23 protein-coding genes, 1 other RNA gene and 1 pseudogene are annotated in these 24,117 nt (G+C 58.2%); 11 read left to right on the top strand and 14 right to left on the bottom strand.

Annotated features, from left to right (window positions below; translation table 11 throughout):
• Positions 1 to 10 precede the first annotated feature (10 nt).
• Genes C8024_RS01015 through C8024_RS01025 form a run of 3 tightly spaced genes read right to left on the bottom strand, consistent with a single transcriptional unit; the run spans position 11 to position 2,067 of the window.
• A complete protein-coding gene (locus C8024_RS01015) occupies positions 11 to 907 on the bottom strand; it encodes a YgcG family protein (RefSeq protein WP_173202634.1) in 897 nt (298 codons plus the stop codon).
• Positions 904 to 1,470: a YgcG family protein gene (locus C8024_RS01020; protein ID WP_173202635.1), complete on the bottom strand. Its 567-nt coding sequence runs from the start codon at positions 1,468 to 1,470 to the stop codon at positions 904 to 906. Before C8024_RS01020 ends, C8024_RS01015 begins: the two co-directional genes overlap by 4 nt.
• Before the next feature lie 6 nt (positions 1,471 to 1,476).
• Positions 1,477 to 2,067, bottom strand: coding sequence for a LemA family protein (locus C8024_RS01025; protein WP_173202636.1), 591 nt, complete (start codon positions 2,065 to 2,067; stop codon positions 1,477 to 1,479).
• A gap of 144 nt (positions 2,068 to 2,211) precedes the next feature.
• Between C8024_RS01025 and mscL the strand changes: the two genes are divergently transcribed.
• From mscL to ssrA, 4 genes are all read left to right on the top strand, one after another.
• Positions 2,212 to 2,637 carry a large conductance mechanosensitive channel protein MscL gene (mscL, locus tag C8024_RS01030; RefSeq protein WP_173202637.1) on the top strand — a complete coding sequence of 142 codons (426 nt, stop codon included), beginning with the start codon at positions 2,212 to 2,214 and terminating at the stop codon, positions 2,635 to 2,637.
• A gap of 271 nt (positions 2,638 to 2,908) precedes the next feature.
• Positions 2,909 to 3,130 (top strand): hypothetical protein, encoded by a 222-nt coding sequence (locus C8024_RS01035; protein WP_206169912.1) that lies wholly within the window; start codon positions 2,909 to 2,911, stop codon positions 3,128 to 3,130.
• 166 nt (positions 3,131 to 3,296) lie between these two features.
• On the top strand, positions 3,297 to 3,563 hold the full coding sequence (locus C8024_RS01040) for a hypothetical protein (protein ID WP_100095284.1): 267 nt from the start codon (positions 3,297 to 3,299) through the stop codon (positions 3,561 to 3,563).
• Positions 3,564 to 3,644: 81 nt separating this feature from the next.
• Positions 3,645 to 4,035: a transfer-messenger RNA gene (gene ssrA / locus C8024_RS01045) on the top strand.
• Between the two features lie 71 nt (positions 4,036 to 4,106).
• On the opposite strand, the gene C8024_RS01050 is transcribed toward ssrA, so the two are convergent.
• The 4 genes from C8024_RS01050 to C8024_RS01065 form a co-directional block, all read right to left on the bottom strand.
• Complete coding sequence (locus C8024_RS01050; protein ID WP_173202639.1) at positions 4,107 to 4,343, bottom strand: hypothetical protein; 237 nt, start codon at positions 4,341 to 4,343, stop codon at positions 4,107 to 4,109.
• A 93-nt stretch (positions 4,344 to 4,436) separates the two neighbouring features.
• Positions 4,437 to 5,699, bottom strand: coding sequence for an N-succinylarginine dihydrolase (locus tag C8024_RS01055; protein ID WP_173202640.1), 1,263 nt, complete (start codon positions 5,697 to 5,699; stop codon positions 4,437 to 4,439).
• Positions 5,696 to 6,706 (bottom strand): arginine N-succinyltransferase, encoded by a 1,011-nt coding sequence (locus C8024_RS01060; RefSeq protein ID WP_173202641.1) that lies wholly within the window; start codon positions 6,704 to 6,706, stop codon positions 5,696 to 5,698. The genes C8024_RS01055 and C8024_RS01060 overlap by 4 nt, the downstream gene beginning before the upstream one ends.
• Positions 6,672 to 7,886 carry a hydrolase gene (locus C8024_RS01065; RefSeq protein ID WP_254305450.1) on the bottom strand — a complete coding sequence of 405 codons (1,215 nt, stop codon included), beginning with the start codon at positions 7,884 to 7,886 and terminating at the stop codon, positions 6,672 to 6,674. Before C8024_RS01065 ends, C8024_RS01060 begins: the two co-directional genes overlap by 35 nt.
• Positions 7,887 to 8,364: 478 nt before the next feature.
• On the opposite strand from C8024_RS01065, the gene C8024_RS01070 reads away from it, so the two are divergent.
• Complete coding sequence (locus C8024_RS01070) at positions 8,365 to 10,470, top strand: malate synthase G (RefSeq protein ID WP_173202643.1); 2,106 nt, start codon at positions 8,365 to 8,367, stop codon at positions 10,468 to 10,470.
• Here C8024_RS01070 and rsmA read toward each other — a convergent pair.
• From rsmA to lptD, 4 genes are all read right to left on the bottom strand, one after another.
• A complete protein-coding gene (gene rsmA, locus C8024_RS01075) occupies positions 10,467 to 11,294 on the bottom strand; it encodes a 16S rRNA (adenine(1518)-N(6)/adenine(1519)-N(6))-dimethyltransferase RsmA (protein WP_173202644.1) in 828 nt (275 codons plus the stop codon). The two genes, C8024_RS01070 and rsmA, sit on opposite strands and share 4 nt — an antisense overlap.
• Entirely contained in the window at positions 11,291 to 12,298 is a 1,008-nt protein-coding gene (gene pdxA / locus C8024_RS01080; protein ID WP_173202645.1) for a 4-hydroxythreonine-4-phosphate dehydrogenase PdxA, read from the bottom strand. The genes rsmA and pdxA overlap by 4 nt, the downstream gene beginning before the upstream one ends.
• Positions 12,298 to 13,662: a peptidylprolyl isomerase gene (locus C8024_RS01085; RefSeq protein ID WP_100095276.1), complete on the bottom strand. Its 1,365-nt coding sequence runs from the start codon at positions 13,660 to 13,662 to the stop codon at positions 12,298 to 12,300. Before C8024_RS01085 ends, pdxA begins: the two co-directional genes overlap by 1 nt.
• 98 nt (positions 13,663 to 13,760) lie before the next feature.
• A complete protein-coding gene (lptD, locus tag C8024_RS01090; protein ID WP_173202646.1) occupies positions 13,761 to 15,974 on the bottom strand; it encodes an LPS-assembly protein LptD in 2,214 nt (737 codons plus the stop codon).
• 268 nt (positions 15,975 to 16,242) lie between these two features.
• On the opposite strand from lptD, the pseudogene C8024_RS01095 reads away from it, so the two are divergent.
• The 4 genes and pseudogenes from C8024_RS01095 to C8024_RS01110 all read left to right on the top strand — a co-directional run bounded on the left by C8024_RS01095 (position 16,243) and on the right by C8024_RS01110 (position 19,710).
• Positions 16,243 to 17,699: pseudogene (locus C8024_RS01095) on the top strand (leucyl aminopeptidase).
• A 43-nt stretch (positions 17,700 to 17,742) separates the two neighbouring features.
• Complete coding sequence (locus C8024_RS01100; RefSeq protein ID WP_173202647.1) at positions 17,743 to 18,180, top strand: DNA polymerase III subunit chi; 438 nt, start codon at positions 17,743 to 17,745, stop codon at positions 18,178 to 18,180.
• Positions 18,181 to 18,297: 117 nt separating this feature from the next.
• Positions 18,298 to 18,720, top strand: coding sequence for a nucleoside-diphosphate kinase (gene ndk / locus C8024_RS01105; RefSeq protein WP_100095272.1), 423 nt, complete (start codon positions 18,298 to 18,300; stop codon positions 18,718 to 18,720).
• A gap of 201 nt (positions 18,721 to 18,921) precedes the next feature.
• Complete coding sequence (locus C8024_RS01110; RefSeq protein ID WP_173202648.1) at positions 18,922 to 19,710, top strand: SDR family oxidoreductase; 789 nt, start codon at positions 18,922 to 18,924, stop codon at positions 19,708 to 19,710.
• 101 nt (positions 19,711 to 19,811) lie between these two features.
• On the opposite strand, the gene C8024_RS01115 is transcribed toward C8024_RS01110, so the two are convergent.
• Positions 19,812 to 20,186, bottom strand: coding sequence for a hypothetical protein (locus C8024_RS01115; protein WP_173202649.1), 375 nt, complete (start codon positions 20,184 to 20,186; stop codon positions 19,812 to 19,814).
• A 21-nt stretch (positions 20,187 to 20,207) separates the two neighbouring features.
• Positions 20,208 to 20,525 carry an HU family DNA-binding protein gene (locus C8024_RS01120; protein WP_173202650.1) on the bottom strand — a complete coding sequence of 106 codons (318 nt, stop codon included), beginning with the start codon at positions 20,523 to 20,525 and terminating at the stop codon, positions 20,208 to 20,210.
• Positions 20,526 to 20,790: 265 nt separating this feature from the next.
• Here C8024_RS01120 and C8024_RS01125 point away from each other — a divergent pair, with 265 nt between their 5' ends.
• The gene (locus C8024_RS01125; protein ID WP_173202651.1) at positions 20,791 to 22,713 is read left to right on the top strand and encodes a VWA domain-containing protein; all 1,923 of its coding nucleotides are present in this window, start codon (positions 20,791 to 20,793) and stop codon (positions 22,711 to 22,713) included.
• Here C8024_RS01125 and C8024_RS01130 read toward each other — a convergent pair.
• The gene (locus C8024_RS01130) at positions 22,710 to 23,207 is read right to left on the bottom strand and encodes a nuclear transport factor 2 family protein (RefSeq protein ID WP_173202652.1); all 498 of its coding nucleotides are present in this window, start codon (positions 23,205 to 23,207) and stop codon (positions 22,710 to 22,712) included. The genes C8024_RS01125 and C8024_RS01130 overlap by 4 nt on opposite strands.
• 84 nt (positions 23,208 to 23,291) lie before the next feature.
• Between C8024_RS01130 and C8024_RS01135 the strand changes: the two genes are divergently transcribed.
• Positions 23,292 to 24,065 carry an SDR family oxidoreductase gene (locus tag C8024_RS01135; protein WP_173202653.1) on the top strand — a complete coding sequence of 258 codons (774 nt, stop codon included), beginning with the start codon at positions 23,292 to 23,294 and terminating at the stop codon, positions 24,063 to 24,065.
• Positions 24,066 to 24,117 lie beyond the last annotated feature (52 nt).

Consider the following 24,117-nt stretch of genomic DNA (forward strand, 5'->3'; position numbering starts at 1 on the left):
CGATCGATGGTTAACGTATTGCGCCATCGGTCGGTTTCTCGGCCTGCGAGAGTGCGGACTGTGACAATCTTGTGGTCCGCCCGGGCTGGACTGAGTTGACTTTAGTCCCATCACCATCCGTCCCAGACGCCGCGCCGCGCAAGCTGACCGCCGCCGCCGCCAAGCCGCCGCCACCAAATCCGCCGCCGCCGAAGCCGGAACCGCCGCTGCCGCCACCCCAGCCGCCTCCGCCGCCCCAGATAACGACCGGGCCGGCCCCACGCCGATAGCGTTTGCCACCGCGGTTGGAGAACATCGGGATGATGACGAAGAAAATCAGGACGAAAATCCAGAAGACCATAAGGCCGATATTCTCGCCATCGCCTTTGCTGGCTTGCTGACTGGCCTGCTGCGCCACCGCGAGCGCTTCTTCCTCCGGTAGCACCAGTTGGTTCGAAATCCGGTCGACGCCGGCAATGATGCCGCCGGCCATATCGCCATTACGGAACTGGGGAAGGATATCATTCTGGATGATGATGCTCGACAGGGCGTCGGTTATGATTCCCTCCAGGCCATAGCCCACTTCGACGCGGACCTTGCGCTCATTGGGCGCGACCAGCAGGATCAGGCCATTGTCCTTTTCCGCTTCGCCTTCTCCATCCTGTCCGATGCCCCATGTCCGGCCAAGCTGATAGCCATAGTCGGCGATATCATAGCCTTCGAGACTGTTGACCGTGGCAACAACCAGCTGGCGATTGGACTGGTTTTCCAGAGCCTCCAGCCGGGCTGTGAGTTCTGCTTCCTGCGCAGGATCAAGCAAATCCGCCTGATCGACGACGCGGCCGGTAAGTTCGGGAAAGCTCTGGGCGTTAACAATCGGCGCGCACAGTAGGATCGACAGGGCAAGGAGCCAGCGTATCACATTCATGAGATTTTCCTGTTTTGCGCGGGTATTTCCGGCGCATTATCATTTGCGGGAAGGGATGGAACACGCTGCATTTTCTTGATCAGTCTGGCGGCGCCGTTCAAAATCCCTTCTTCCATCCGACCTGCCGAAAAGGCCGGCAGCATGGCTTCACGGATGACCTCCGCACAAAATGGATCGCTCAGGGATGCTTCCAGTCCGTAACCCACTTCGATCCGGACCTCCCTTTCATTTGGTGCCACGAGCAACAGAACACCATCATCACGATGCTTGTTACCGATCCCCCACGCCCGTGCCAGCTTTAAGGAATAGTCCGTGATTTCCAGGCCATTCAGCGATTTCGTGGTCGCTATCACAAATTGCGGGCCTGAAGTTTGTTCCAGATTTGCCAAAATTCCTGTCAGCTCCTTTTCAGTTTCCTCTGTCAACAAATCCGCGTCATCAACAACACGCCCCGTGAGCGCCATCGACGGGGCGGCACTGTCTAACTGTCCCTGGTCCTTTTCAACATTCTGGCCGCATGCAGATAAGATGAACCACAGAGGCAAGATGAGCCTCGGGCTCATCCCACTCTAGAATTCCACCGAGGGCGCTTCGTCCGCGCCTTCTGTCGTGGCAGCAAAGGGCTCCATCGGTTCGGCACCATGGATGATTTTCGCACCGATGATATCGGGGAAGGTGCGGATCGTCGTATTATACTCGCGGACCGCTTCATTATAATCGCGCCGCGCTACGTTGATGCGGTTTTCCGTGCCTTCGAGCTGGCTTTGCAGCGCTAGGAAATTCTGGTTGGATTTGAGCTCGGGATAAGCTTCCACCGTTGCCATCAAACGTCCAAGTCCTTGCGAGAGGGCGCCTTGCGCAGCGGCAAATTCCTGAACCTTCGCGGCATCGCCGAGATCGTCGGCGCTGAGCTGAATCGAGGTTGCTTTAGCCCGGGCTTCCACCACGGCGGTCAGCGTGTCCTGCTCCTGCGTAGCAAAGCCTTTGACGGTCTCAACGAGATTGGGAATCAGGTCGGCGCGGCGCTGATAGGTGCTTTCAACGTCAGCCCATTTGGCTTTGGCATTTTCTTCCGCCGTCGGCACGCTGTTGATTCCACAGGCGCTCAACGACAGGGCCACGGCCGGCACCACCAGAATTTTGATCAATTTATTCAGCATGTTTGAAAACCCTCCATCCACACGGCGAAACGCCGCACCACGTTGTAAAAATAGGTATCAATGGTCGCCTTTGCAACGACTTCCCTCGACAATTTTGGATTTTTCATACATTTACACGGCTTTAGAAACGGGAAGGGAAATTTTATGTTAAACGAGTTCAAGGCATTTATTCTGAAGGGCAATGTGCTCGATCTGGCGGTCGCCGTTATCATAGGCGCCGCCTTTGCAACGATTACCACGTCATTGACCGAAGATGTGATCATGCCGGTTGTCAGCGCCCTGTTCGGCATGCCTGATTTCTCGGGAATGTTCATTCTGCTCGGTTCGCCGCCTGCCGATTACGCCGGGGCGATGACCGATTATGCAGCGCTCAAGGAAGCCGGCGTGCCGATGCTCGGCTGGGGCCAGTTCCTGACCGTGGTGATCAACTTCATCATTCTGGCGTTCATCATCTTCATGATTGTCCGCTACGCGAACAAGGTGATGAAGAAGGCTGAAGAAGAAGCCGCCGATCCGGGACCAAGCGAAATTGACCTGCTGACCGAAATCCGGGACAGCCTGAAGAAATAGACATTCGCGATTACCGATATCGCCCCTTTTGCCACATGGCCCGCCTCGCGCAGCCCGTGTATCGCGAAAGGGGCGATTTTTCTGTCCGCTGCCGGCGAGCAGCCCGTTGAAACCCCGCGGAACAGGGCGGATTATCAATAATAATCTTTTTATTACAATATTATAACAAACGGCTTCATTTTTGAGATACATTCGGAATTTTCGACCCTATAGGCTCGCTCGGCTGGATTGATTCTCAGCCGATTTGAACGACATATGGGGACTAATTATTATGCGTAAATTCGCTGTTTTGGCTGCATCCGCAGCTGTATTCGCTTTGTCTGCTTGCAATGCTCCAGCTGAAGATGCTGTTGTCACCGACGAAGTTGCTACCGAAGAAGTTGCACCTGCTGAAGACGTTATGGCTGCTGAAGAAGTTGCTCCTGTAACCGAAGAAGCTGCTGCACCTGCTGACGAAGCCGCTGCACCTGCTGAAGAAGTTGTTGCCGAGTAAGCTCGAAGCATCTGAAATTCCCTCTGGGGAACTAGAGAAGGGTCGACCGGTGAACCGGTTGGCCCTTTTTTATTATATTTTTTGGAACACGGGAACCAATTGCTGGACGACGGGTTGATGGAACCGAGGAGCCTTTTTCGCTCCTTCCAATTGACGAGGGATTAATATGCGTAAATTGATGATTTTGACCGCTTCTACTGCTGCTCTGGCACTCAGTGCCTGTGCACAGGAAGACACCAGCGGTGCCGAAACCGAAACCGAAGTGCAGGCTCAGGAAGCCGAAATGGAAGCAGACCGTCTCGACGAAGCTGCTGACAATGCGATGACCGAGTCGGCTGAAGATTCGCTGGAAAACAAAGCGGAAGCCATGGAAGACAAGGCTGATGCCCTGGAAGACAAGGCCGATGCCGAAGAAGGCGTTCTCGCCCAGTAATCCAGTTCGTAATCACGAATTCCCTTTGGGGAACTAGAGGAGGGTCAACCGGGCGACCGGTTGGCCCTTTTTCTTGTCTGTGCACTGGCCATTCAGAATTATCTCCCTATATAGGAAGCGTCCGTTCCGACGGACTATGGTGATAAATTGTGATGTGTAATAGACACTACGGACCCGGGGGCAGTACCCGGCGGCTCCACCATTTCAGGCGATTTGCAGCGATGCAGGACGCTTTTGCTGATGGGGCCGAACCAGGATCGACGGGTGTTCAAAGGCATTATTTTTACCCGGCCTGAGTATGCCGTGATTGCTCAAAACCTATAAGTGCAAACGATAACGAAGCACTCGCTATTGCTGCCTAACCCATTGACCTCACGGTCATAAGTTAGAAAGCTACGCGCGGTTGAACCCACCGGGCAACAGAAGGGATTTCAGCGGTTTGGAAGGCACCGGGCAACAGAAGCCTTCCACTTCATTCAGAATGACAGATAGAATCGCCCGGATCCAGTGGGCCGGCGAAAGCGGCTGTGCAGCCCGGCGCATTCAATATTCGGAACTGTAGGTCCGGTTGAGGTCGATGGCCTCGATCATCTTGGCACCGGCCATGAACACCGCGCCGGTCACCGCCAGAAACAGCATTTTCCCGCCCCATCCCGGATATTCGACCAGATAATGCTGGCCACGCTGCACCGCGCCGGTGGCGAGGGCATAGGTGATGAGAAAAGCCTCGAACTTGGTCTTGATAACGAACAGCCGTCTGAATTTTTCCACATGAGCCATCCTTAGCAAGCGCCGTGCCAAGCGCGGAAAACTGCTGTTCCTGTCACCGGAATATGGTAAATTGTAAGTTAACCCGACAGTCGCGCGGCAAGATCAGCCTTCGAGTTTGGCCAGACGGCAGACGTCGAGCAAGCAGCTTCGGGCCTGCCTGACAAGATCAGCCAGCGCCGGATCCTGCAACTGGTCGGGATCGATCGATTCCGGCCAATATTCGCTCACCACCCGCGCGATCGCATCCAGCTTCTCCGGCGTTGCCATGAAGCGCGGATCGACCGTCGCGGGATTGGCAACCACCCGCAATCGCAGACAGGCCGGACCGCCGCCATTGGCCATCGATTGCCGGACATCGACCGGGCAGAGGCGGCGGATCGGGCCATTGCCTGCCACCAGGTCGGTCAGATAGGCCCAGACGGCTTCATTCTCGCGCGCCTCGCTGGGCAGGATCAGCGCCATGCCGCCGCCGTCGGGCAGGCTCACCAGCTGGGCGTTGAACAGATAGGATTTTATCGCGTCGGCCAGGCTGACCCGGTCGGCGGGAACGATGATGATTTCTGCCTCCGGCAGCTTGGCCCGGATTGCCTCGTACAGTGCGTCGGGCTGCTCAAACGCCTGTTCGTGCGTGAACAGCACCCGCTCGTTGGCCACGGCTACAACATCATTGTGGAAGGCTCCCGCAGCAATGGCCGCTTCCGCCTGCTGCGCGAAAATCACGCTCTGCTCGTCCAGCCCGTGCTTGCGCGCCACCGCCTTGCTCGCCTCGATATGCTGGCGGGCGGGGAAGGGGCCGCCGCTCTTGCCATAGACAAATATCTCGAGGCCCGGCGCGTCATGACCGGAACAGAGCCGCATATGATTGGCCGCGCCCTCGTCGCCGAATGGCGAGGGAACGGGCGCGTGCACCGCGAAATGCTCATGATCGGCAAAGGCCAGCTGCAACTGCGCCAGCGTGCCCGGCCATTCATGGCTGCGGTGCGGCATCGTCTGGAGATTGGCGACGGTGAGATGGCATTTGCCGTCGGGCGCATCCGGTGCGGGGGATACGGTCGCGGCATTGGCCGCCCACATCGAGGACGCGGAGAAGGCAGCAGCCCGCAAATGCGGCTCTGCAGCGGCGACATTTGTCCCCAGCGCCTCCAGCCAGCCGCTGTTCGGCCGGTCCAGCGGCATCAAAAAGCCCTGCGCCAGCCCCAGCTCCAGATTGTGCCGCATCTTGGTGATGCCCTGAAGCGCCGCTTCCCGCGGATAGGCGGTCGCGCCGGCATTGGTCGAAGAGGCGATGTTGCCGAGACTCAGCCCGGCATAATTGTGACTGGGCCCGATAATCCCGTCGAAATTGATTTCGGTCAGCGCGCTCATCGCGGAATATACCGGATTTCATCGCCGACCGAGAGGCCGATATTGGCGGCAGCCTGCTCGTCGATCATCACGCCGTCGTCAGTCTCGCTCAACATGGCATAAGTTGCCTGAAAATCGCTCAGCTTGCCGTGCGAAATGATCACTTTCGTCTCGCCTTCACCAAGGGCGCTGATCTTCGCGGATTTTGCGTTGCGGATACTCGTCACATCATTGGTCTTCGCGATCATCGTCGGGCCGCCGTCAAAAATATCGACATAGCCGTCATAAGAGAAATTCTCGTTCTCCAGCATCCGCATGGCAGCCCGGCCATTGGGATGGGGAACACCGATCGCGGCGCGCGCGGATTCGCTCAGCATGGCCGTATAGATCGGGTGTTTGGGCATCAGGTCGGCGATGAACTGGTTGCCGTGGATGGCGTTGAAATAATCGGCTTCCTGAAAGCTCATGCCAAAGAAACGGCCGGCAAGACCGTCCCAGAAGGGCGACCCGCCCGCCTCGTCGATGATCCCGCGCAATTCGGCAAAAATCTTGTCACCGAAGCGCTCGCGATGTTCCTTGATGAACAGATAGCGGCTGCGGGCCAGCAACATGCCAAGACCGCCGGCGCGCTCGCCGGGATGGAGGAACAGGCCGCCGACTTCGCTCGCGCCTTCCAGATCGGTGACCAGGCTCAGCATCTGGGCGCTGAACGTCCGGTCGAGCTCCTTGCTGGTCTGCGACAGGGTGCTCAGGCGATAGGAATAGAAGGGCCAGGTCTGCCCGACCTTGGTGAACAGTTGCGAGGTGCCCCGGACCGCGCCGGTCTCGACATTTTCCAGCACCATGACAAACAGGTCATCGCCATGTTCGTTGCTGTCATTCTGATAGGCGCGTTCGGATCGCTCCAGTTTCTGGGTCAGCGAATCCCGGTCGGCCGGCAGGTTGGTAAAGCCGCCGCCGGTCAGTTTCGCCATTTCGTAGAGATGCTGCAGATCATCGACCCGCGCCGCGCGTATCCGGAAACTCATAATCCTCCTTTTCGGCGATCCGCATGATCGTCAGCGCCGATAATTGTGTCCGTTCGACCAGACTGTCCGTGATCAGAAATTCGTCGGCGCTGTGGATCGCCCCGCCGCGCACGCCCATCGTATCCACCACCGGGATACCGCAGGCCGCGATATTATTGCCATCGCATACGCCGCCGGTGCCGCGCCAGCTGATATCGAGGCCTAGCTCTGCGCCGCATTGCTTCACAAGGCCGAAAAGCTTTTCCGCCTGTGGGTCAATCGGCTTGGGCGGGCGGCCGAAGCCGCCGTGGCAATGGACGCCGAGATCGTGCAGCTTCGCGATATCTGTGACCATCTGGTCCAGAGCCTTTTGCGCCACAGCCTGATCTTCCAGCGTCTTGGGCCGGAAGTTGACGCGCAATATGGCATGATCGGGAACCGAATTATTCGGCCCGCCACCGTCAATCTTGGCCGGATTGACGCTCAGCCCCTCGCGGTGCAGCGCTTTCAGCCGCACGGCCATGTCCGCTGCCGCGACCAGCGCGTTGCGCCCTTCGCCCGGGTTGCGCCCGGCATGCGCGCTTTTGCCGGTAAAGATGATCGAAAAATTGCCGCTGCCGCCGCGTTCGCCGGCCAAAGTGCCGTCGGGCAGCGCGGGTTCATAGGTCAGGGCGGCGGTCTTGCCCTTCGCCAGTCGCCTGATCAGCGAAGCCGATGATCCGGAACCCACTTCCTCGTCGCTGTTAATCATCACGTCATAGCCGATCCGGCCCGCATATTCGCTTTGCTCGAGCAATTGCAGCGCGCCGAGCATGACGGAAAGACCGCCCTTCATGTCGGCAAGGCCCGGGCCGTTCAAAATGCCGCTTTCCAGCTCGACGATATGCTGGAACGGGTGATCCGCCGCAAAGACCGTGTCCATATGGCCGGTCAGCAGCAGACGCACCGGCGCTTCGGGTCGCACCGAAGTGATCAGATGCCGGCCGCGCTGAACCTGATCGACCGAGCCATCCGCGCGTACCGCCTCGACCGGTTCGGGATCGATCAGGCTGGTCTCTCCCGGCAATACCGAAAAGGCATCGGCGAGCATTCCCGCGACGGTCGCCAGGCCATCGAGATTGGTGGTGCCGCTATTGACCTTCGCCCATTCGAGCGTGCGCGGCAAAAGCGGCAGGTCGTTGGCCTTTTCCAATAATGTCATTTCGGAGGAGGAATCTGCTTTCATTTGAAACCGATAGCATTTGTCGTGAGTCCATGCCAGTCGCTCTGTCACGGGGAAAACGCTGTCCTACAGTGCGCAGCGCCGTTATTGTTGCATTCCGAAGCCCTCAGCGGCCTTGCCGTGCCGTTTCAAAAGGAGTGTCCCATGATCAAGCTCGCCCGTTCATCATCTCCCTTCTTTGTCAGAAATTCCGTCAATGGCAAAAATGGACGGAAATTCAGTTGGTTTGCAATGGCCTCTAATAGGCGATCGCAGGAAAAGGAAAAATTTTCATAACAGTGTAAAGTTTGTAAAGTTCATCTCCGGGAATATCCTTTTTCGTCTCTCCAGCGGCCCATCCCATTTACAGGGCGAAAAAGAGCCGTCATAGACGGCAGCGATTCCTCCCCGGAACAATTTGAACGCCCCCGGTGTAGTTTCTATGCTGAGGCTAAATGCATTTGAACGAGGAATTATCATGTCCGAATATGTCAGCCAGAACAATATCCAGATCGCGCAGGAACTGCTCGATTTTGTCAATGACCGTGCCTTGCCGGGAACCGGGGTGGACGGGGAAAAATTCTGGGCCGGGTTTGCCGATCTTCTCGGAAAATTCGCGCCGCGCAATGCGGAGCTTCTGGCGAAGCGCGAGACGCTGCAGGCGCAGATCGATGCCTGGCATATCGACCACAAGGGGCAGCCGATTGATCAGGTTGAATATCAAGGCTTTCTGAAGAGCATTGGCTATCTAGTTGAAGAACCGGTGGCTTTTTCCATCACGACGGAAAATGTCGATCCGGAAATCGCGACCATGGCCGGACCGCAGCTGGTGGTGCCCTCGCTCAACGACCGTTTCGTTCTGAACGCCGCCAACGCGCGCTGGGGCAGTCTCTATGACGCTTTCTACGGCACTGACGCGCTGGACGCGCCACCGGCCAAGCCCGGCGGCTATGATCCGGAGCGCGGCGCTGCGGTTATCAAGGCGGCAAAGGCCTTCCTTGATGAAGCTTTCCCTCTGTCGAGCGGATCATGGACCGATTATGCTGGCGGCGAACCCGCCTTGGCAGACCCGTCGCAACTGGTTGGCCGCAACGGCCAGTCGCTGCTGCTCAAGCATAACGGGCTGCACGCCGAAATCGTCATCGACCCGGCCCACCCGATCGGCAAGGATGACCCGGCCCATATCGCCGATGTCCTCATGGAAGCGGCGCTGACCACGATCATCGACATGGAAGATTCGGTTGCCGCTGTCGACGCTGAGGACAAGGTTCTGGCCTATACCAACTGGCTCGGCCTGATGCGCGGTGATCTCGACGCCTCCTTCGAAAAGGGCGGCAAGACGGTCGAGCGCAAGGCCAATCCGGATCGCGACTATGTCGATCCTGACGGCAAGTCTTTCACCCTGCCGGGCCGCAGCCTGATGTTCGTCCGCAACGTCGGTCACCTGATGCGCAACCCCGCGGTCCTGCTGGCCGACGGGTCGGAAGCGCCGGAAGGTTTGCTCGATGGCGTGTTCACCAGCCTGATCGCAATACATGATCTCAAGGGGCTCGGCGAACTGCGCAACAGCCGCGCCGGTTCCATCTATATCGTGAAACCGAAGATGCACGGGCCGGAAGAATGCGCCTTCACCAATGATCTGTTCGATGCGGTCGAAGATCTGCTCGGCCTCGACCGTCACACGATCAAGGTTGGCGTAATGGACGAGGAACGGCGAACATCCGCCAATCTCGCCGCCTGTATCCACGCAGTGAAGGATCGGGTCGTGTTCATCAACACCGGTTTCCTCGACCGGACCGGCGACGAAATCCACACGTCGATGCAGGCGGGCGCGATGCTGGCCAAGGGCGATATCAAGACAAGCGACTGGATCACCGCTTATGAACAGCGCAACGTCGCAATCGGTCTGGCTTGCGGCATGTCCGGCAAAGCACAGATCGGCAAGGGCATGTGGGCCGCGCCCGACATGATGGCCGACATGATGGAACAGAAAATCGGCCATCCGATGACCGGTGCCAACACCGCCTGGGTGCCCAGCCCGACGGCGGCGACATTGCACGCGATTCACTATCACCGGGTCAATGTGTTCGACCGGCAGAAAGAGGTCGCGGCGGACGGCGTTGCGCCGCTCGACAAGCTGCTGACCATTCCGCTGGCCGACGGCCACAACTGGTCGGATGCCGAAATAGAGCACGAACTGGACAATAATGCGCAGGGCATATTGGGCTATGTGGTCCGCTGGATCGATCAGGGAATCGGCTGTTCCAAGGTTCCCGACATCAATGATGTCGGTCTGATGGAAGACCGCGCGACACTGCGGATTTCCTCCCAGCATATGGCCAACTGGATGCTGCACGGCGTCTGTTCGCCCGAGCAGGTCGATGCCGCGCTACTGCGCATGGCGGCCAAGGTCGATGGTCAGAATGCGGGTGATCCGCTCTACCGGCCGATGGCCCCCAATCCGGATGCCAGCCTGGCGTTCCAGGCGGCGCGTGATCTGGTGTTCAAGGGTGTCGAGCAGCCGAGCGGCTATACCGAGCCGTTGCTGCACGCCTATCGGCGGAAGCTGAAAGCGGCGGGCTAGGAGAGCAGCCGGGCGAGTTCGACGAACTCGGACACGGCAAGAGTCTCGGGCCGGCGCTGGCTGTCGATACCGGCCTGCTCGAGGGCTTCGAGGCCGCCGGGCAGTTTCTTCAGGCTTTGCCGCAGCATCTTGCGCCGCTGGCTGAAGGCCGTCTGTGTCAGGATCTCCAGCTTGGCGAAATCGACGCCTTCGGGCTGCGCCGTGGGCGTGATATGGACGACCGCCGACATGACCTTGGGCGGCGGCGTGAAGGCCGAGCGGTGGACGGTCATGGCGAGCTTGGCCGTGCTGCGCCACTGGGCGAGGATCGACAGGCGGCCATAGGCGCTTGAGCCGGGCCGGGCGACGATCCGGTCGGCGACCTCGCGCTGGAACATCAGGGTCAGCGACTGCCATTGCGGTGGCCATTGCGGAGCGGAAAGCCACTTCACGAGCAGCGCCGAACCGACATTATAGGGCAGGTTGGAGAGGATGTGGAACGGACCTTCGAACAGGCTGCCATGGTCCAGCGCGAGCGCATCGTCGTTGATCAGCGTCAGCTTGTCCGGGAAATGACCGGACAGTTCGGACAGGGCGGGCAGGCAGCGCTCGTCCCGTTCCACAGCGGTCACCTGGGCACCGGCCTGCAACAGGGCGCGGGTCAGGCCACCGGGACCGGGGCCGACTTCAAAGACGGACTGGCCGTCCAGACTGCCCGGCACCGCAGCGATCCGGTCGAGAAGCTGCATGTCGAACAGGAAATTCTGGCCCAGCGCCTTGCTCGCGGTCAGGCCGTGTTTCTTGATCACCTCCCGCAGCGGGGGCAGGGCAACAGGCTGGCTCAATGGTCGTATATCTGGCGGTTGGTGACCGCGGTGGCGGCCATCTGGATCGCTGCGATCATCGAGCGCGGGTCGGCGATATTCCGGCCGGCAATGTTGAAGGCGGTGCCATGGTCGGGCGAGGTACGGACGATCGGAAGGCCGAGCGTGATATTGACGCCGTCGAAGAAATGCAGGGTCTTGAGCGGTATCAGGGCCTGGTCGTGATAGGGGCACAGCGCGACATCATATTGCCGCCGCGCTTCCTCGTGGAACATCGTGTCGGCCGGCATAGGATCGCTGATATCCATGCCGTCGTTGCGCAGCGTATCGATCGCCGGCTGCATGATCCGTTGCTCCTCGTCACCGAGATTGCCGCTCTCGCCGGCATGCGGATTGAGGCCCGCTACCGCGATGCGCGGCCGGGCGATGCCGAAATTGCGGACCATCGCCTTCTCCGCGGCACGGGCACGGGCGAGGATCAGCCGTTCGGTCAATTGCTCTGTCACGTCCCTGAGCGCGATATGGGTGGTCATCGGAATGACCCGCAAGCTGGGTCCGGCCAGCATCATCACGGCATTTTCGCGCGCGATTCCGCATCGTTCCGAGACAAATTCCGTCTGGCCGGGATAGCGAAAGCCGATCTTGTAAAGCTGGGTCTTGGAGACGGGCGCGGTGATCACCGCGCCGGCATCGCCCGAGCGGGCCAGACCGCAGGCAATCTCGAGCGCGTGCAGCGAACATTGCGCGCTGTCCAGCGTCGCCTCTCCGGGAACCGCGGCGGCGGCGTTGTGGATATGGAAGACGGGCAGCGCCTCGTCAAAAGTCTCGCCGGTTTCCACCGGCTGCTCGATCTTGCGAACCGGCACGCCGGCGAGATTTTCAAAGTCGGCTATATTGCCGATCGCGAAAAACGGCTTGAGCCCGGTTTCCGCCCGCTGCTGCCAGCTCTTGCCGATGATTTCCGGCCCGACACCCGCCGGATCTCCGCAGGAAACGGCAAATGGCTTGGCGTTCCACTCTGCCATCAATTATATTCGATAATGGCGTCGCGTCTCAGGTCGCGCAGATAGATTTGCGCCCGTTTGTTGATCCGGTCATTTTCGAGTCGCGACATGATCGCATCAAAGGATGGTGCTGCGGCGCTCTGCGGATCATCGCGGCCACAGAGTATGAGAACGCGGACACCGTCTTCGACCGAGCCGAATGGCTGGCTGGCCTGACCGATTTGCAACTGTCCGATCGCCCCCTGCAAGGCAGCAGGAAGATCGCGCAGACGGACCTGATCATTATCGACCACGCTGGCACCGAGCCTGGCCGCCACTTCGTTGGCTGCACCGCAACCCTTGATAGCCTGCGTCTCGGTCGCAAATTTCGCGGCCCGGGCAGATGCCTGTGCTTCGGTGACGCCCGGCGGGAAGTCGATCGCCAGCTGTTTGAGGCTGAGCAGAGCGTCTCGCGCATCGGCGGTGAGCACCTGACGCGAATCGATCAGATAGAGGATGGATAAACCGCCCGGGACTTCGATGGGACCGACGACTTGTCCGACCTGCATCTGTTCGGCTGCCTGCGCGAGGGTTTGCGGCAATTGTGCGGGCCGGACCCAGCCCAGATCACCACCGGTGGCGGCCGTGGATGCCTCCGAAAACTGGCGGGCATAGGCGACGAACGAACCACCGGCGCGGATCTGCTCCAGTATCTTCACCATATTTGCTGCCACCTGTTCGGCGTTTTCCTGATTGGCCGACATGTAGATTTCACCGATACGATATTCGGTGGTGCCCTTTGAGGCGTTCAATCGTTCGATGATGGCGTTGACCTCTTCATCGCCGACATTGATGAACGGCTGGATATTGCGGCGGAGCAGACGGCTCCAGGCCAGCTCGCCCTTGATCTGGCGCTTCAGCGTGTCGGCGGACGATCCCTGCGATCGCAAATATTGGTCGAATGCGTCGAGATCCTGTTTGAAATTCTGCTGTGCAACCTGACGGAACGTGGCTTCAACTTCCTCCGGCGCTATGACAATTTCATTGGCTTCGGCTTCCTGGATCTGCAGCGTTTCATCGATCAGATTGCGCAATATCTGGAGCCGCAGGCGCTGTTTCTCTTCGTCCGAGACCTCGCCGCCATTGGCAGCGACGATCAGGGCAAGACGATGGCCGACGTCGGTGCCGGTAATGATGTCTCCGTTGACGATCGCTGTCGCGCGACGGACGTTCGGATCATTATTGCCGAATATTGTCAGCTCGTCGGGAATGTCCAGTCCGGTCTGCGGCAGCGACGTATCCGCAACGGTCTGGCTGACCGAGGGGGATGCACCCGCAATGGCAAGCGCCGTGATCAGGATAGCCTTGCTCTTGAAGCCCTGGATTTTCGTGCTCAATACATTCATATTTTGTTTCTTCTCAAATACACAGAGTAAATTTTACGAAGCAAATACCAATTATCTGCTGAACCCAATATGAGTGGGCCGACCTGTTTGGATGACCTTTACACGCCCAGATTGCGCAAGGCCAGCCGGAACAGGAAGGTGCTGCCACTACGCGCGTCACCGGTGTCTTCATAATCATAGCGCCAGGTTACGCCCATAGAGAGGCAGCCGTCGTCATAGGCGATTCCGAGACGGTGTCGCACGGGAGCAAAACCATCGGCCACAGAGATCGGATCTTCGCTCCGATCGGTCAGGTCGATAATCGCCGACCCGAATACGGACCAGTAATTGTCGATCTGATAACGTCCGCCAGCGCGCACTTCCTCGCGGTCGCGCAGATCTTCCAGCTCCAGTCCGATATTGCGGTTCAGGCGCAGATAACCGACCTGGGCATAGGTTTCTTTCGAACCGATGGTTGCATCGATCTCGTTCCGCCGTACCGCCAGATTATCCTTGTCGAGCCGGAAACGATGGGTGAACTTGACGATATCCTTGAACCGGACGTTGGTGCGACCGACGATATCGGAAAAACGGTCTGACAGGCCGGTGCCTTCGGGCACGATATTATTGTTGTTTTCCAGTCGATAGCTCTGGCCGACGACCATATTGACTTGCAGATTGGGACGATTGATTTCCCATTCCATCCCGTAGGTCGCGCGGACATTGTCTTCATAGCGATCATAGCCGGGGAAGCGGTTGAGAGAAAAAAGATTGGTGTCTTCCAGATCCACGGCGCGGGAATCCTCGTTCGGAACCGAAAGATTGGCCAGAGCGGGTGTTGCGACAATCTGGAAACGCGGGGTGATCGTCTGGGTACCGCCAAAGGCCTCGCCGATCAGCGGCCATTTCACATCAATCGCCGCAGTGGCGATGGCGCGGGTCTGCCAGCCGCTCTGGCCGCGATAGATGTCCGTGTCGTTGAGCGCATTGTCGTCGCTATGATAGACATCGCCGCGAACCAGTCCGGTCAGGGTGATTTCCTGCCCCCAGTCGGTCAGCTTTCGCATGTCCCAGCGGGCAGAGCCGAATGCGCGCTGCGTGTCCTGTCCCTCGCTGCGCCCGATTGCCAGACTATTGGCCTGTACCTCGAGCCGACCGCCGAGAACCGGATCATCGAACCGCTTGCGATAGTCCAGCACCGGCAGCGCAACCGGCACACGGTTTTGCGGATCATTCACCCGCAACGTCTGGAACGCCCAGCCGGCAAGAGAGAAATAGCTGCTGTCGCTGATCCGCTCGACATTGATGGTGGAGCGAAGACTGTCGTCATCGCTGATGTCATAGCGCCGCAAAAAGGTGCGGTCGGACACAATGCGGGCCGATTGCGAAATCGTCCACTTGTCATCAAGCCGGAACCGGCCGCTCGTGGCAAAATAGCCGCGGAAATCCTTTTCGGAATCGGGAATGAGCTGGGTGGCACCGGTCGGAATACGGGAACCGTAAGTCGCATAGCCGGTCAGCTGGAATGCGCCCTTGTCGTCGAGGCTGCGAAACGTGCCGCTGACTAGCGGGGCGACGTCGGTAAACACCTGTGCGGTAACCGTTGCATCCTGGTTGGGTGCGATGCTGAAATAATAGGGGATGGTAATACCCATGCCATTCACCGTGTCGAACTTGATGTCCGGCACCAGAATGCCGCTGCGGTTCTCGTCGCTTACCGGATGGGAGAGACCGGGCAGGGGAATGACCGGCAGTCCGAAAATCTCGATCCGTGCGCCATCATATTTGACGCGTTTCTTGACCGGGTCGTAGATGACCTTGACCGCCTTGATCTCCCAACTCGGATTTTTCGGACATCCGTCTTCGGTCGAGACCGCGCAGGCGGTATAGGCGGCATTGTGCAGCGCAAGCGAGCCGTCGGTAAACCGTTCGCTGCGACGGGCCGCGAGGCGGCTGCCATCTTCCAGAACGAGCAGAAGATTGTCGACAGCACCGTCGCGCAGACTGTCGGTCAGCTCAATGCGATCACCATAAGCAACGTCACCATCGGGACTGACGGACTTGATATTGCCTTCTGCCACGACAGCGCCGGTTTTGCGGTTCCACAAGACCTGATCAGCGCGGAGCTGGTATCCGTCGCGATTGAGCAGCACATTGCCCTTGGCCGTGACGAAGTCATTTTCGAAATCATAATCGATACTGTCAGCGCTGAATTCGATCTCGTCGGCTTGCTGATCAGCAGAGACGGTGTCGTCGTCTTGCGACTGGCCCATGGCCGCAGCGGGAGTGACGGCGGCGAGACCCAAGGTGAAAAGGGCGAGTGAAGATTTCATCGACTGGCTCAACCTACTTTTAGCCCCATTTCGGACGGCATTGAATATCGCACTGTCCACCTTCCGAACGCCTATTGCACCAGATTGCCCAGTCTGCAAATTTTCTTTGCCAGATTCTGATGAACAGATGCTTGACCGGAAAACCAAGACGGTGCAGCAACAGCTCACGACAGGATAAATGCCGGCCCGGCCATCAATGAGTCGGATCGACGAGTAAGCCAGTAAGGCTTTTCACTCCTCAAAACAGAAAAATAGGGACAGTTTTCCAATGAATTTCACCTTTGCCACAGAGCGGCCCGCAGACGCTGATGCAATAATTTTTACCATCGCCGAGAATGGACTGGACGATTTCGAGCTCAAGCTCGAACAAGCAAATATCGTCAAGGCGGGGGCAAAAGCCGCCCGGTTTTCCGGCAAGCTGGGTGAAGTTTTCGAAATTTTCGTTACCGAGACGGGTACGGTCAAGCGGATCATCTTGACCGGATTGGGCAAGGGCAAGGCGAATAATGCGGAATCGGCCGGTGGTTCGGCCATCGCCAAAATCCTGGCATCCGGCGCGAAACACGCGGTCATCGAACCATCGGGTCTCGACGAGGAGCGGCTGGCGAAATTGCTCTTCGGCGCGAAATTGCGCAGCTGGCGGCACGACAAATACCGGACGACCATGCCGGAAAAGCAGAAGGTTACGCTGCAGACAATCACCGTGCTCGACCAGGACCTGGAGACCGCAAAAGCCTGGACGGACTTGTCCGCGGTTGCTGACGGTGTCGCGCTGACCCGCGAACTGGTCGCCGAACCGGCCAACGCTATCTACCCCGAAAGCTTCGTCGCTCGTTGCGAAGAACTGAAGGAACTCGGCGTCGAATTCACGGTGCTCGGCTGGGACGAGATGGAAAAGCTCGGCATGGGCGCATTGCTCGGCGTGTCGCAAGGTTCCGAACGGCCGCCGCGGCTGCTGGCCATGCGCTGGGACGGCACCAATGGGGAGCAGAAGACCCCGCTTGCTCTGGTCGGCAAGGGTGTGACCTTCGACACCGGCGGTATTTCGCTGAAGCCGGGTGCCGGTATGGAGGAGATGAAATGGGACATGGGCGGCGCCGGTGCCGTTGCCGGAACCATGAAAGCACTCGCTGGCCGCAAAGCCAAGGCGCATGTTGTCGGTGTTTGCGGACTGGTCGAGAATATGCCGGACGGCAAGGCGCAACGTCCCGGAGACGTCGTCACCAGCATGAACGGCCAGACCATCGAAGTGATCAACACCGATGCCGAAGGCCGCCTTGTATTGTGCGACGCGATGCACTGGACGCAGGAAACGTTCAAACCGGAGGTGCTGATCGACCTGGCGACTCTGACCGGTGCGATGATTATCGCACTGGGCAACGAACATGCCGGTTGCTTCAGCAATGATGACGATCTTGCCGACGACCTGATCGATGCGGGCAAGGATTCCGGTGATCCGCTGTGGCGGCTTCCCGTTGGCCCGGCCTATGACAAGCTGATCAACTCGCCGATTGCGACATGAAGAATGTCGGGCCGCGCGGGGCCGGGTCGATTACTGCGGCGCAATTTCTCAAGCGCTTCGTCAAGGACGGCGTGAAATGGGCGCATCTCGATATCGCCGGCATGGTCTGGGCGGACAAACCGGGCCCGGTCTGGGACAAGGGCGCGACCGGCTATGGCGTGCGCCTGCTCAACCAATATGTTGCCGACAATTTCGAAGATTGATCGCGTTGCAATGACGCTGAATTCTTGTGGGAAAGCGTAGCGGGTGCGGGTTGATTTCTATCACCTGACCCGCGATCCGGCGGACAAGCTCGTGCCCATGCTGGCGGGCAAGTCTCTCGAAGCGGGGAAAAGGGTTCTCCTTGTTTCGCAAGGCGAGGCCCGGTGCGCGGCTCTGGGCAATGCATTGTGGAGCGATGATCCGGCCAGCTTCCTTGCCCACGATTTTGCAGGGTCCGAGCGGCAGGCCGATCAGCCGATCCTGATTTCAGAGCAATGCGATGCGGCAAACGGTGCCTCCTATATCATCCTGTCTGATGGCTTGTGGCGGGAAGAGGCGCTGGCATTCGAGCGCGCTTTCTTCCTGTTTACAGCTGAACAGATCGACAACGCGCGAAATGCCTGGCGGGACTTGGCGGCCAAGGATGATGTGACGCCGCGCTACTGGAAGCAGGACGGTGGTCGCTGGGTCGAAGGCCCCTGATTGCGGCGAAACTGCCGACCGGGACGGTCAGACGATCATCGAAAACTTGCCATGGTGCAGTGCAGCGGCTAAGGGCGGCGCAACTTTTGATTATCCCTACATTTATGGAGCTTTATCATGGCCGTGACACGGACATTTTCGATCATTAAACCCGACGCTACCCGCCGCAACATCACTGGCGCTGTCACCAAGATGCTGGAAGAAGCCGGACTGCGCGTCGTCGCATCCAAGCGCATCCACATGACCCGCGAACAGGCCGAAGGCTTTTACGCGGTTCACAAGGATCGTCCTTTCTTCGGCGAACTGGTCGACTTCATGATCAGCGGCCCTTGTGTTGTCCAGGTTCTCGAAGGCGAAAATGCGATGCAGGCCAACCGCGATATCATGGGCGCGACCAACCCTGCCGACGCCGCTCCCGGCACGATCCGCAAGGAACTGGCCGAAAGCCTTGAAGCGAATACGGTCCACGGTTCGGACAGCGAAGAAAATGCCGCGATCGAAATCGCCTATTTCTTCAACGAAGACGAAATCGTCGGCTAAGCCCACGCATTCTATCAGTTATAAACGCGGTTGCACATTCTGCGTCCGGGCGTTTGGTTATCCAGCAAGCTAGGCGGGGCGAGGCCGGTCTGCCGGCGCGGTAAATTTTGCTGCGATATTTATCCGAAACTTCCTGACAACCGACAGAATTTGCGTGTAGCGTAGCTATGAATCCGCACCCACACTGAAGGAAGTTTTTCGATGCAAAATAATCTGTTTTCGATGCACGACAAAGTCTGCGTTATCACCGGAGGTTCCAGGGGTCTGGGAAAAGCCATGGCACGCGCCTTTCTGGAAGCTGGCGCAAAACGGGTCTATATCACGGCTCGCAAACCCGAAGAATGCGACGCGACCGCCAAAGAATTGTCCGGTCTGAGCGACAGCGGCGAATGCGTGGCTCTCCCCGGTGATATGAGCAGCGGAGAAGAAATCGCAGCCTTTGCCAAGGCGCTGGCGAAGCGGGAAGAACATATCGACGTGCTGGTCAACAACGCCGGCACCGGCTGGACGGCGTCGGTCGAAGAATTTCCCGAAATAGGCTGGGACAAGGTCATGGACCTCAATGTCAAAACGCCCTTCTTCCTGACACAGCAGCTTTTGCCACTGCTCAAAGCCAAGGCAACAGCAGAGAACAGCGCCTCCGTCATCAACATCGGCTCGATAGCCGGTATTCTCGGAAGCGCGGGAAGTGGCATCAGCTATGGCACGTCCAAAGCGGCGATTCACCAGCTTACCCGCAATCTTGCCAGCCTGCTCGCCGACGATCATATCCGGGTGAACGCCATTGCGCCGGGACGCTTCCATTCCAAAATGACCAGTCTGGTCGAGCAGGACAAAGAGCAATATGAGCAGGAAATTGCAATGATCCCGCTACACCGCTGGGGCCACGACGCGGATATCATGGGGCCGGCGCTCTTGCTGGCAAGCAAGGCCGGGGCGTTCATGACCGGGGAGATCATCACCGTCGATGGCGGCTATCTGCTGGTCTAGTATCGGCGGGAGCGACGGCCGTCTGTTACAAGAGCCTGCGGTGCGAAAAAGCAAGTTTCAGCCGGCGATCGCGGGAAAGGAAACGCGGCTGCCGATCGCGGTCAACAAAACAGCACACCGCTGATCGCAACAACCTGCTTGCTGTAAAATGAGAAATTGAGAACGGCTTGAAATTGCTTGCCGCGTTTCGTCTGCTTATATTCGGTGCCGTTATTTGCCGCCTGGCTCGCTGCCAGCCATCCCATCAACATCTGGAGATAATCGAGCGACACGGCGATACACCCGCAGATTGCTGCCCAGACCAGAAGATTGTCGGCGAAGGCTTCCATGCCCTTGCTGAATTCCGTGGCCCGCGACAACAGGCTGAAGGCTGCCGCGACAAGGCCATAGCCGATATAGCGGCTGGTTTCGCTGACCTTGGCGGAATAGGCATCCTGTTCCTTGCGCAGATTTTCCAGTCGTTTTTCAGGTGTCATATGCGGTGCCAGCCGATTGCATTATCTGAATTTGGGGCCAATCCAGCCATCATCGCCGCCGCGGCGGTTGTTGATGGCTTCTTTCAGACCCTTCCCGGCCTTGAATTTTGCACTGGTCGAGGGTGCTATTTGCATCGGTTCCCCGGTGCGGGGGTTTCTGCCGGTCGATGCCTTGCGTCTGGATGTGGAGAATGTGCCAAATCCGGCGAGACGGACATCTCCACCCTGGCTCAATGTCCCCGCAATCGCTTCGAAAATCGCGTCGACCGCTTTGGCTGCGTCTGTCTTGCTCAGGCCGCTTGCTTCGGCAACGGCGCTGATGAGGTCCTGTCGGTTCATCACATACCCCTGAAAAGCTCCAGTCGCCCGGATATTGCCAGTCGATCGTCAATTTGTCAAAAATGCGGGCGCGCAGAGCGCTAGGGAGATTTTTCACAGTAGATGTCAGTTGGTGGATAGAAAAGTCGACTTTTGCGCCGACATGGTCGGCAAGGCCGAGCAGTAGCTAAGGATATACTACTTCGGATCTATGATCCTAAATCCTTGCGATTCCCCGAGCGCGTGGCAAGATGCTGGCAAGAACTGCTTTGTCAGGAGGGGATTGATGGATAGCTTCAGTAAATTCGCAACATGGTTCGTCATCGCATCGTTCGCTATCCTCCCCGAGAGACCACAGGCTCAAGTCCTGCAGGAAGAGGACGATTATAACGTCATAGTCGTGACATCCGCTCGCCAAGGCGGAGCTCAGGATGCCCGCCGATTTCGAAAAGCGGCTGAAGACGGGATGCCCCGACCGGAAATGCTGACCATTGAGGGGCTGATGGGCGAACATGATCTGACGCTTCCCGCCACTGGGAAATGTGAACAGATGTTCTGTTTGGTGACCGAAGCTATGCCCGCATCTATCTCAGGGCGCCCCGATGACAAAATATTTGTCGGGCTTAGTTTCGCGACCAACATCGATGAAGCTCTTTACAAGCGTCCTCCACTCAATCTGGTCGCTGTCGTCGACAAATCGAGATCGATGTCGGGTGAACCGCTCGAGCTTGTCCGGCAGAGTTTGCGCCGGATTGTCAGCCAGATGCAGGACGACGACCAGCTCTCCATTGTCCTTTACGGCGATGAATCGCATGTGTGGATGAATCCCACCAAGTTGAAGCAAAATCGCCGTGCCATCTTGTCCAAGGTCAACGCGATCGAAAGCGCTGGCTCCACCAATATGGAAGCGGGCCTCAAAGTTGGCTATGATACGGCGTTTGATAGCCAGAAAGGGTTCCCCGGTTCGACCCGTGTGATGCTGTTCACCGATGAAAACGCCAATGTTGGTGATACGTCTGCAGAAGGCTTCATGGGCATGGCAATAGCCGCCTCGCAGCGCGACGTCGGTCTTACAACGATCGGCGTCGGCGTTATATTCGACGACAGTCTCGCGACAAAATTGTCGAGCGTGCGGGGTGGGAATCTGTTCTTTATCGAGGATCAAGCCGCTGTCGAAGATGTCTTTTCCAAACAATTCGAATTGATGAGCGGAGAGTTCGCCCATGATTTGAAACTGACAATCGTGCCCGCTAATGGTTGGACCGCAACAGGTGTTTTCGGCGTACCCGATAGCCTGATGACAAGCGGAAGGGACGGGGCAATCGCCGTGACAATTCCCACGGTGTTCCTCAGCAATAATGGCGGCGGTATTTATGTCACGCTTGGCAAGTCTAGCGAACGCGCAAACTTGCCAGTGGCCGCCATTGACGAGGACGGATGGCTCATGAATGTCTCGCTCAGTTACGCCGAGGCACAATCGGGCAAGGCCGGGACCGACCAGTTGACAGTAGCGCCGCCGGGTGCCGTCGCCAGCGCGCCTTTGCGTTTGTCGCAAAATCTGGTTGACCAGTTTCTGCATATGCAGAGCGCCACCACGGCCTATCATATCGACAATGACCCGAAACGGGCCTTCAGCATCCTTTCGGATCTCGAAAACAGGCTGAAGGACGCTTCGCTGGCCAGCCTGGATTCCGAACTCAAGCTCGTTGGCAATATGCGCGCCGAAGCCGCTTATTATGCCGGCTATTCCGGCGAGCTACCTGAAAATATCCGGCACAGGGCAATCTCGGGCCGTTGGAAAGTTGTCCGCGCGACGGGGTTTGTCGATGTTTTCAAAGGGAATATCATGACCTTCGAGACGGAGGAGGATGACAAAGGCTATGTTCAAACCGAGCGCGTCAAGCCGCCCCGTGGCGTGGAAGAGAGCGAGACGGAAGAATTCGCCGTGAACGAAAAGCAGATATTCTTCAAAGACAGTGATATCATCTTTGGCTGGCGATTGGTTGGCGACCGGCTTTATCTCAAGGACCGCGCAGTGGGCAGCAATGCCAGGATCAACCTGCAACGTATCGAGACTGACGCGGAAGCCGCGTCGCGCCGTCGAATTCTGAAAGGCGTGCAATATTTCCAGACGGTTAAGGCTGGTTATGGCGCTTCCTCGTGGTGCCAAGGAACGCCATCACTGCGGCAATCCGCCCGGAACGTCTAGCTGCCTCCCGCATGATTGCCGACGGTTACTGCCGAACTGCTGGCTTCTGCGGATCGTTCCCAGTCGTGGAAGGCTTCGCGCTTGACGATGATCCAGGCGCCGTCGCGTTTTTCCAGCCTGTCGCAATAGCGGCCGGCGACGATCCAGTCAGTGGCCTTGCCATGGGTCTGGCAGGCGGCGAAGTCCGGGTTGCCCGCCTCGATATAGTGATAGGCGACGAAATTGGCCTCGCTGGTGGCGCTGTTGCCGTCATCCGACAGGTCGATATGGACATTGGAGATAGAGTGGTGGGTGCCCGGGATATTTTCCAGCGTCTGGCTGGCAAAGCCGATGAACTCGTCCGGCGGCCCTTCATAATCGCCATGTTTGTGGACATGGTCATCGGCAAAACAGGAGCGGACCAGCGGCCAGTCGCGGCGATCGATCCCCTTGCAATAACGGTGCAGGATATCGCGGATTTCCTCGCGTGCCGAAAGCTGCTCCAAACTGTACATTCCTGATATCTCCTAATTTTGCCAGTCGTTATAATTTGACTCTGGCCCTAGCCTTCACCGCAATGATCGTTGAGGAGATAAAGCATGGGCAGACTGCAAGGCAAAGTGGCAATAATAACAGGCGCGGCCAAGGGATTGGGTGAAGCCGATGCCCGGATATTCGCGCGGGAGGGCGCAACGGTCATCCTCACCGACATGGACGAGGAAAATGGTCAGCGCGTTGCCGTAGAAATCGGTGATGCGGCGGAATTCCAGCTGCAGGATGTACGCGACGAGCAGGGCTGGGAAGATCTGATTGCCGATGTCGTTTCGCGCCATGGCAGACTCGACATATTGGTCAACAATGCCGGCGTGGTCGAACCCGGCACGATCGAGACACAGACGACCGAGGAATATCGCTTTGTCATGGCGGTCAGCGCCGACGGCGCCTTTTACGGCTGCAAATATGCGGTGCCGGCGATGAAGGCCTCCGGCGGCGGCGCAATCATCAATATGTGCTCGATCGCTTCGATCATCGGTGAACCGATTGTCGTCGCCTATTCGATGGCCAAGGGCGCGATCGAGAGCCTGACCCGCAGCGTCGCGGTCCATTGCGCCAACAATAAATATAACATCCGCTGCAACAGCGTCCATCCCGCCGGCATATTGACGCCGATGGTCGAGGCCATCGGCCCCAAGGTCATGGGCCGTGACGATCTCCGCCCTTCCAGTGAAGGCCCGGCACCAAGTGCGCTCGGCGAACCGGATGATATTGCCAATACCGTGCTTTTCCTGGCCTCCGATGAAAGCAAGTTCATCAATGGTGCGGCCATCCGCGTCGACAATGCGAAGTCGGTGGTGGAGGGCGTGGTGCCTTGACCATTTGATGGGGGCCGTTCTTGCCATGTTGGACGAGCGACATTTTCAAGAT

Source organism: Sphingopyxis sp. BSNA05 (assembly GCF_013265645.1).
Classification (GTDB): Bacteria; Pseudomonadota; Alphaproteobacteria; order Sphingomonadales; family Sphingomonadaceae; genus Parasphingorhabdus.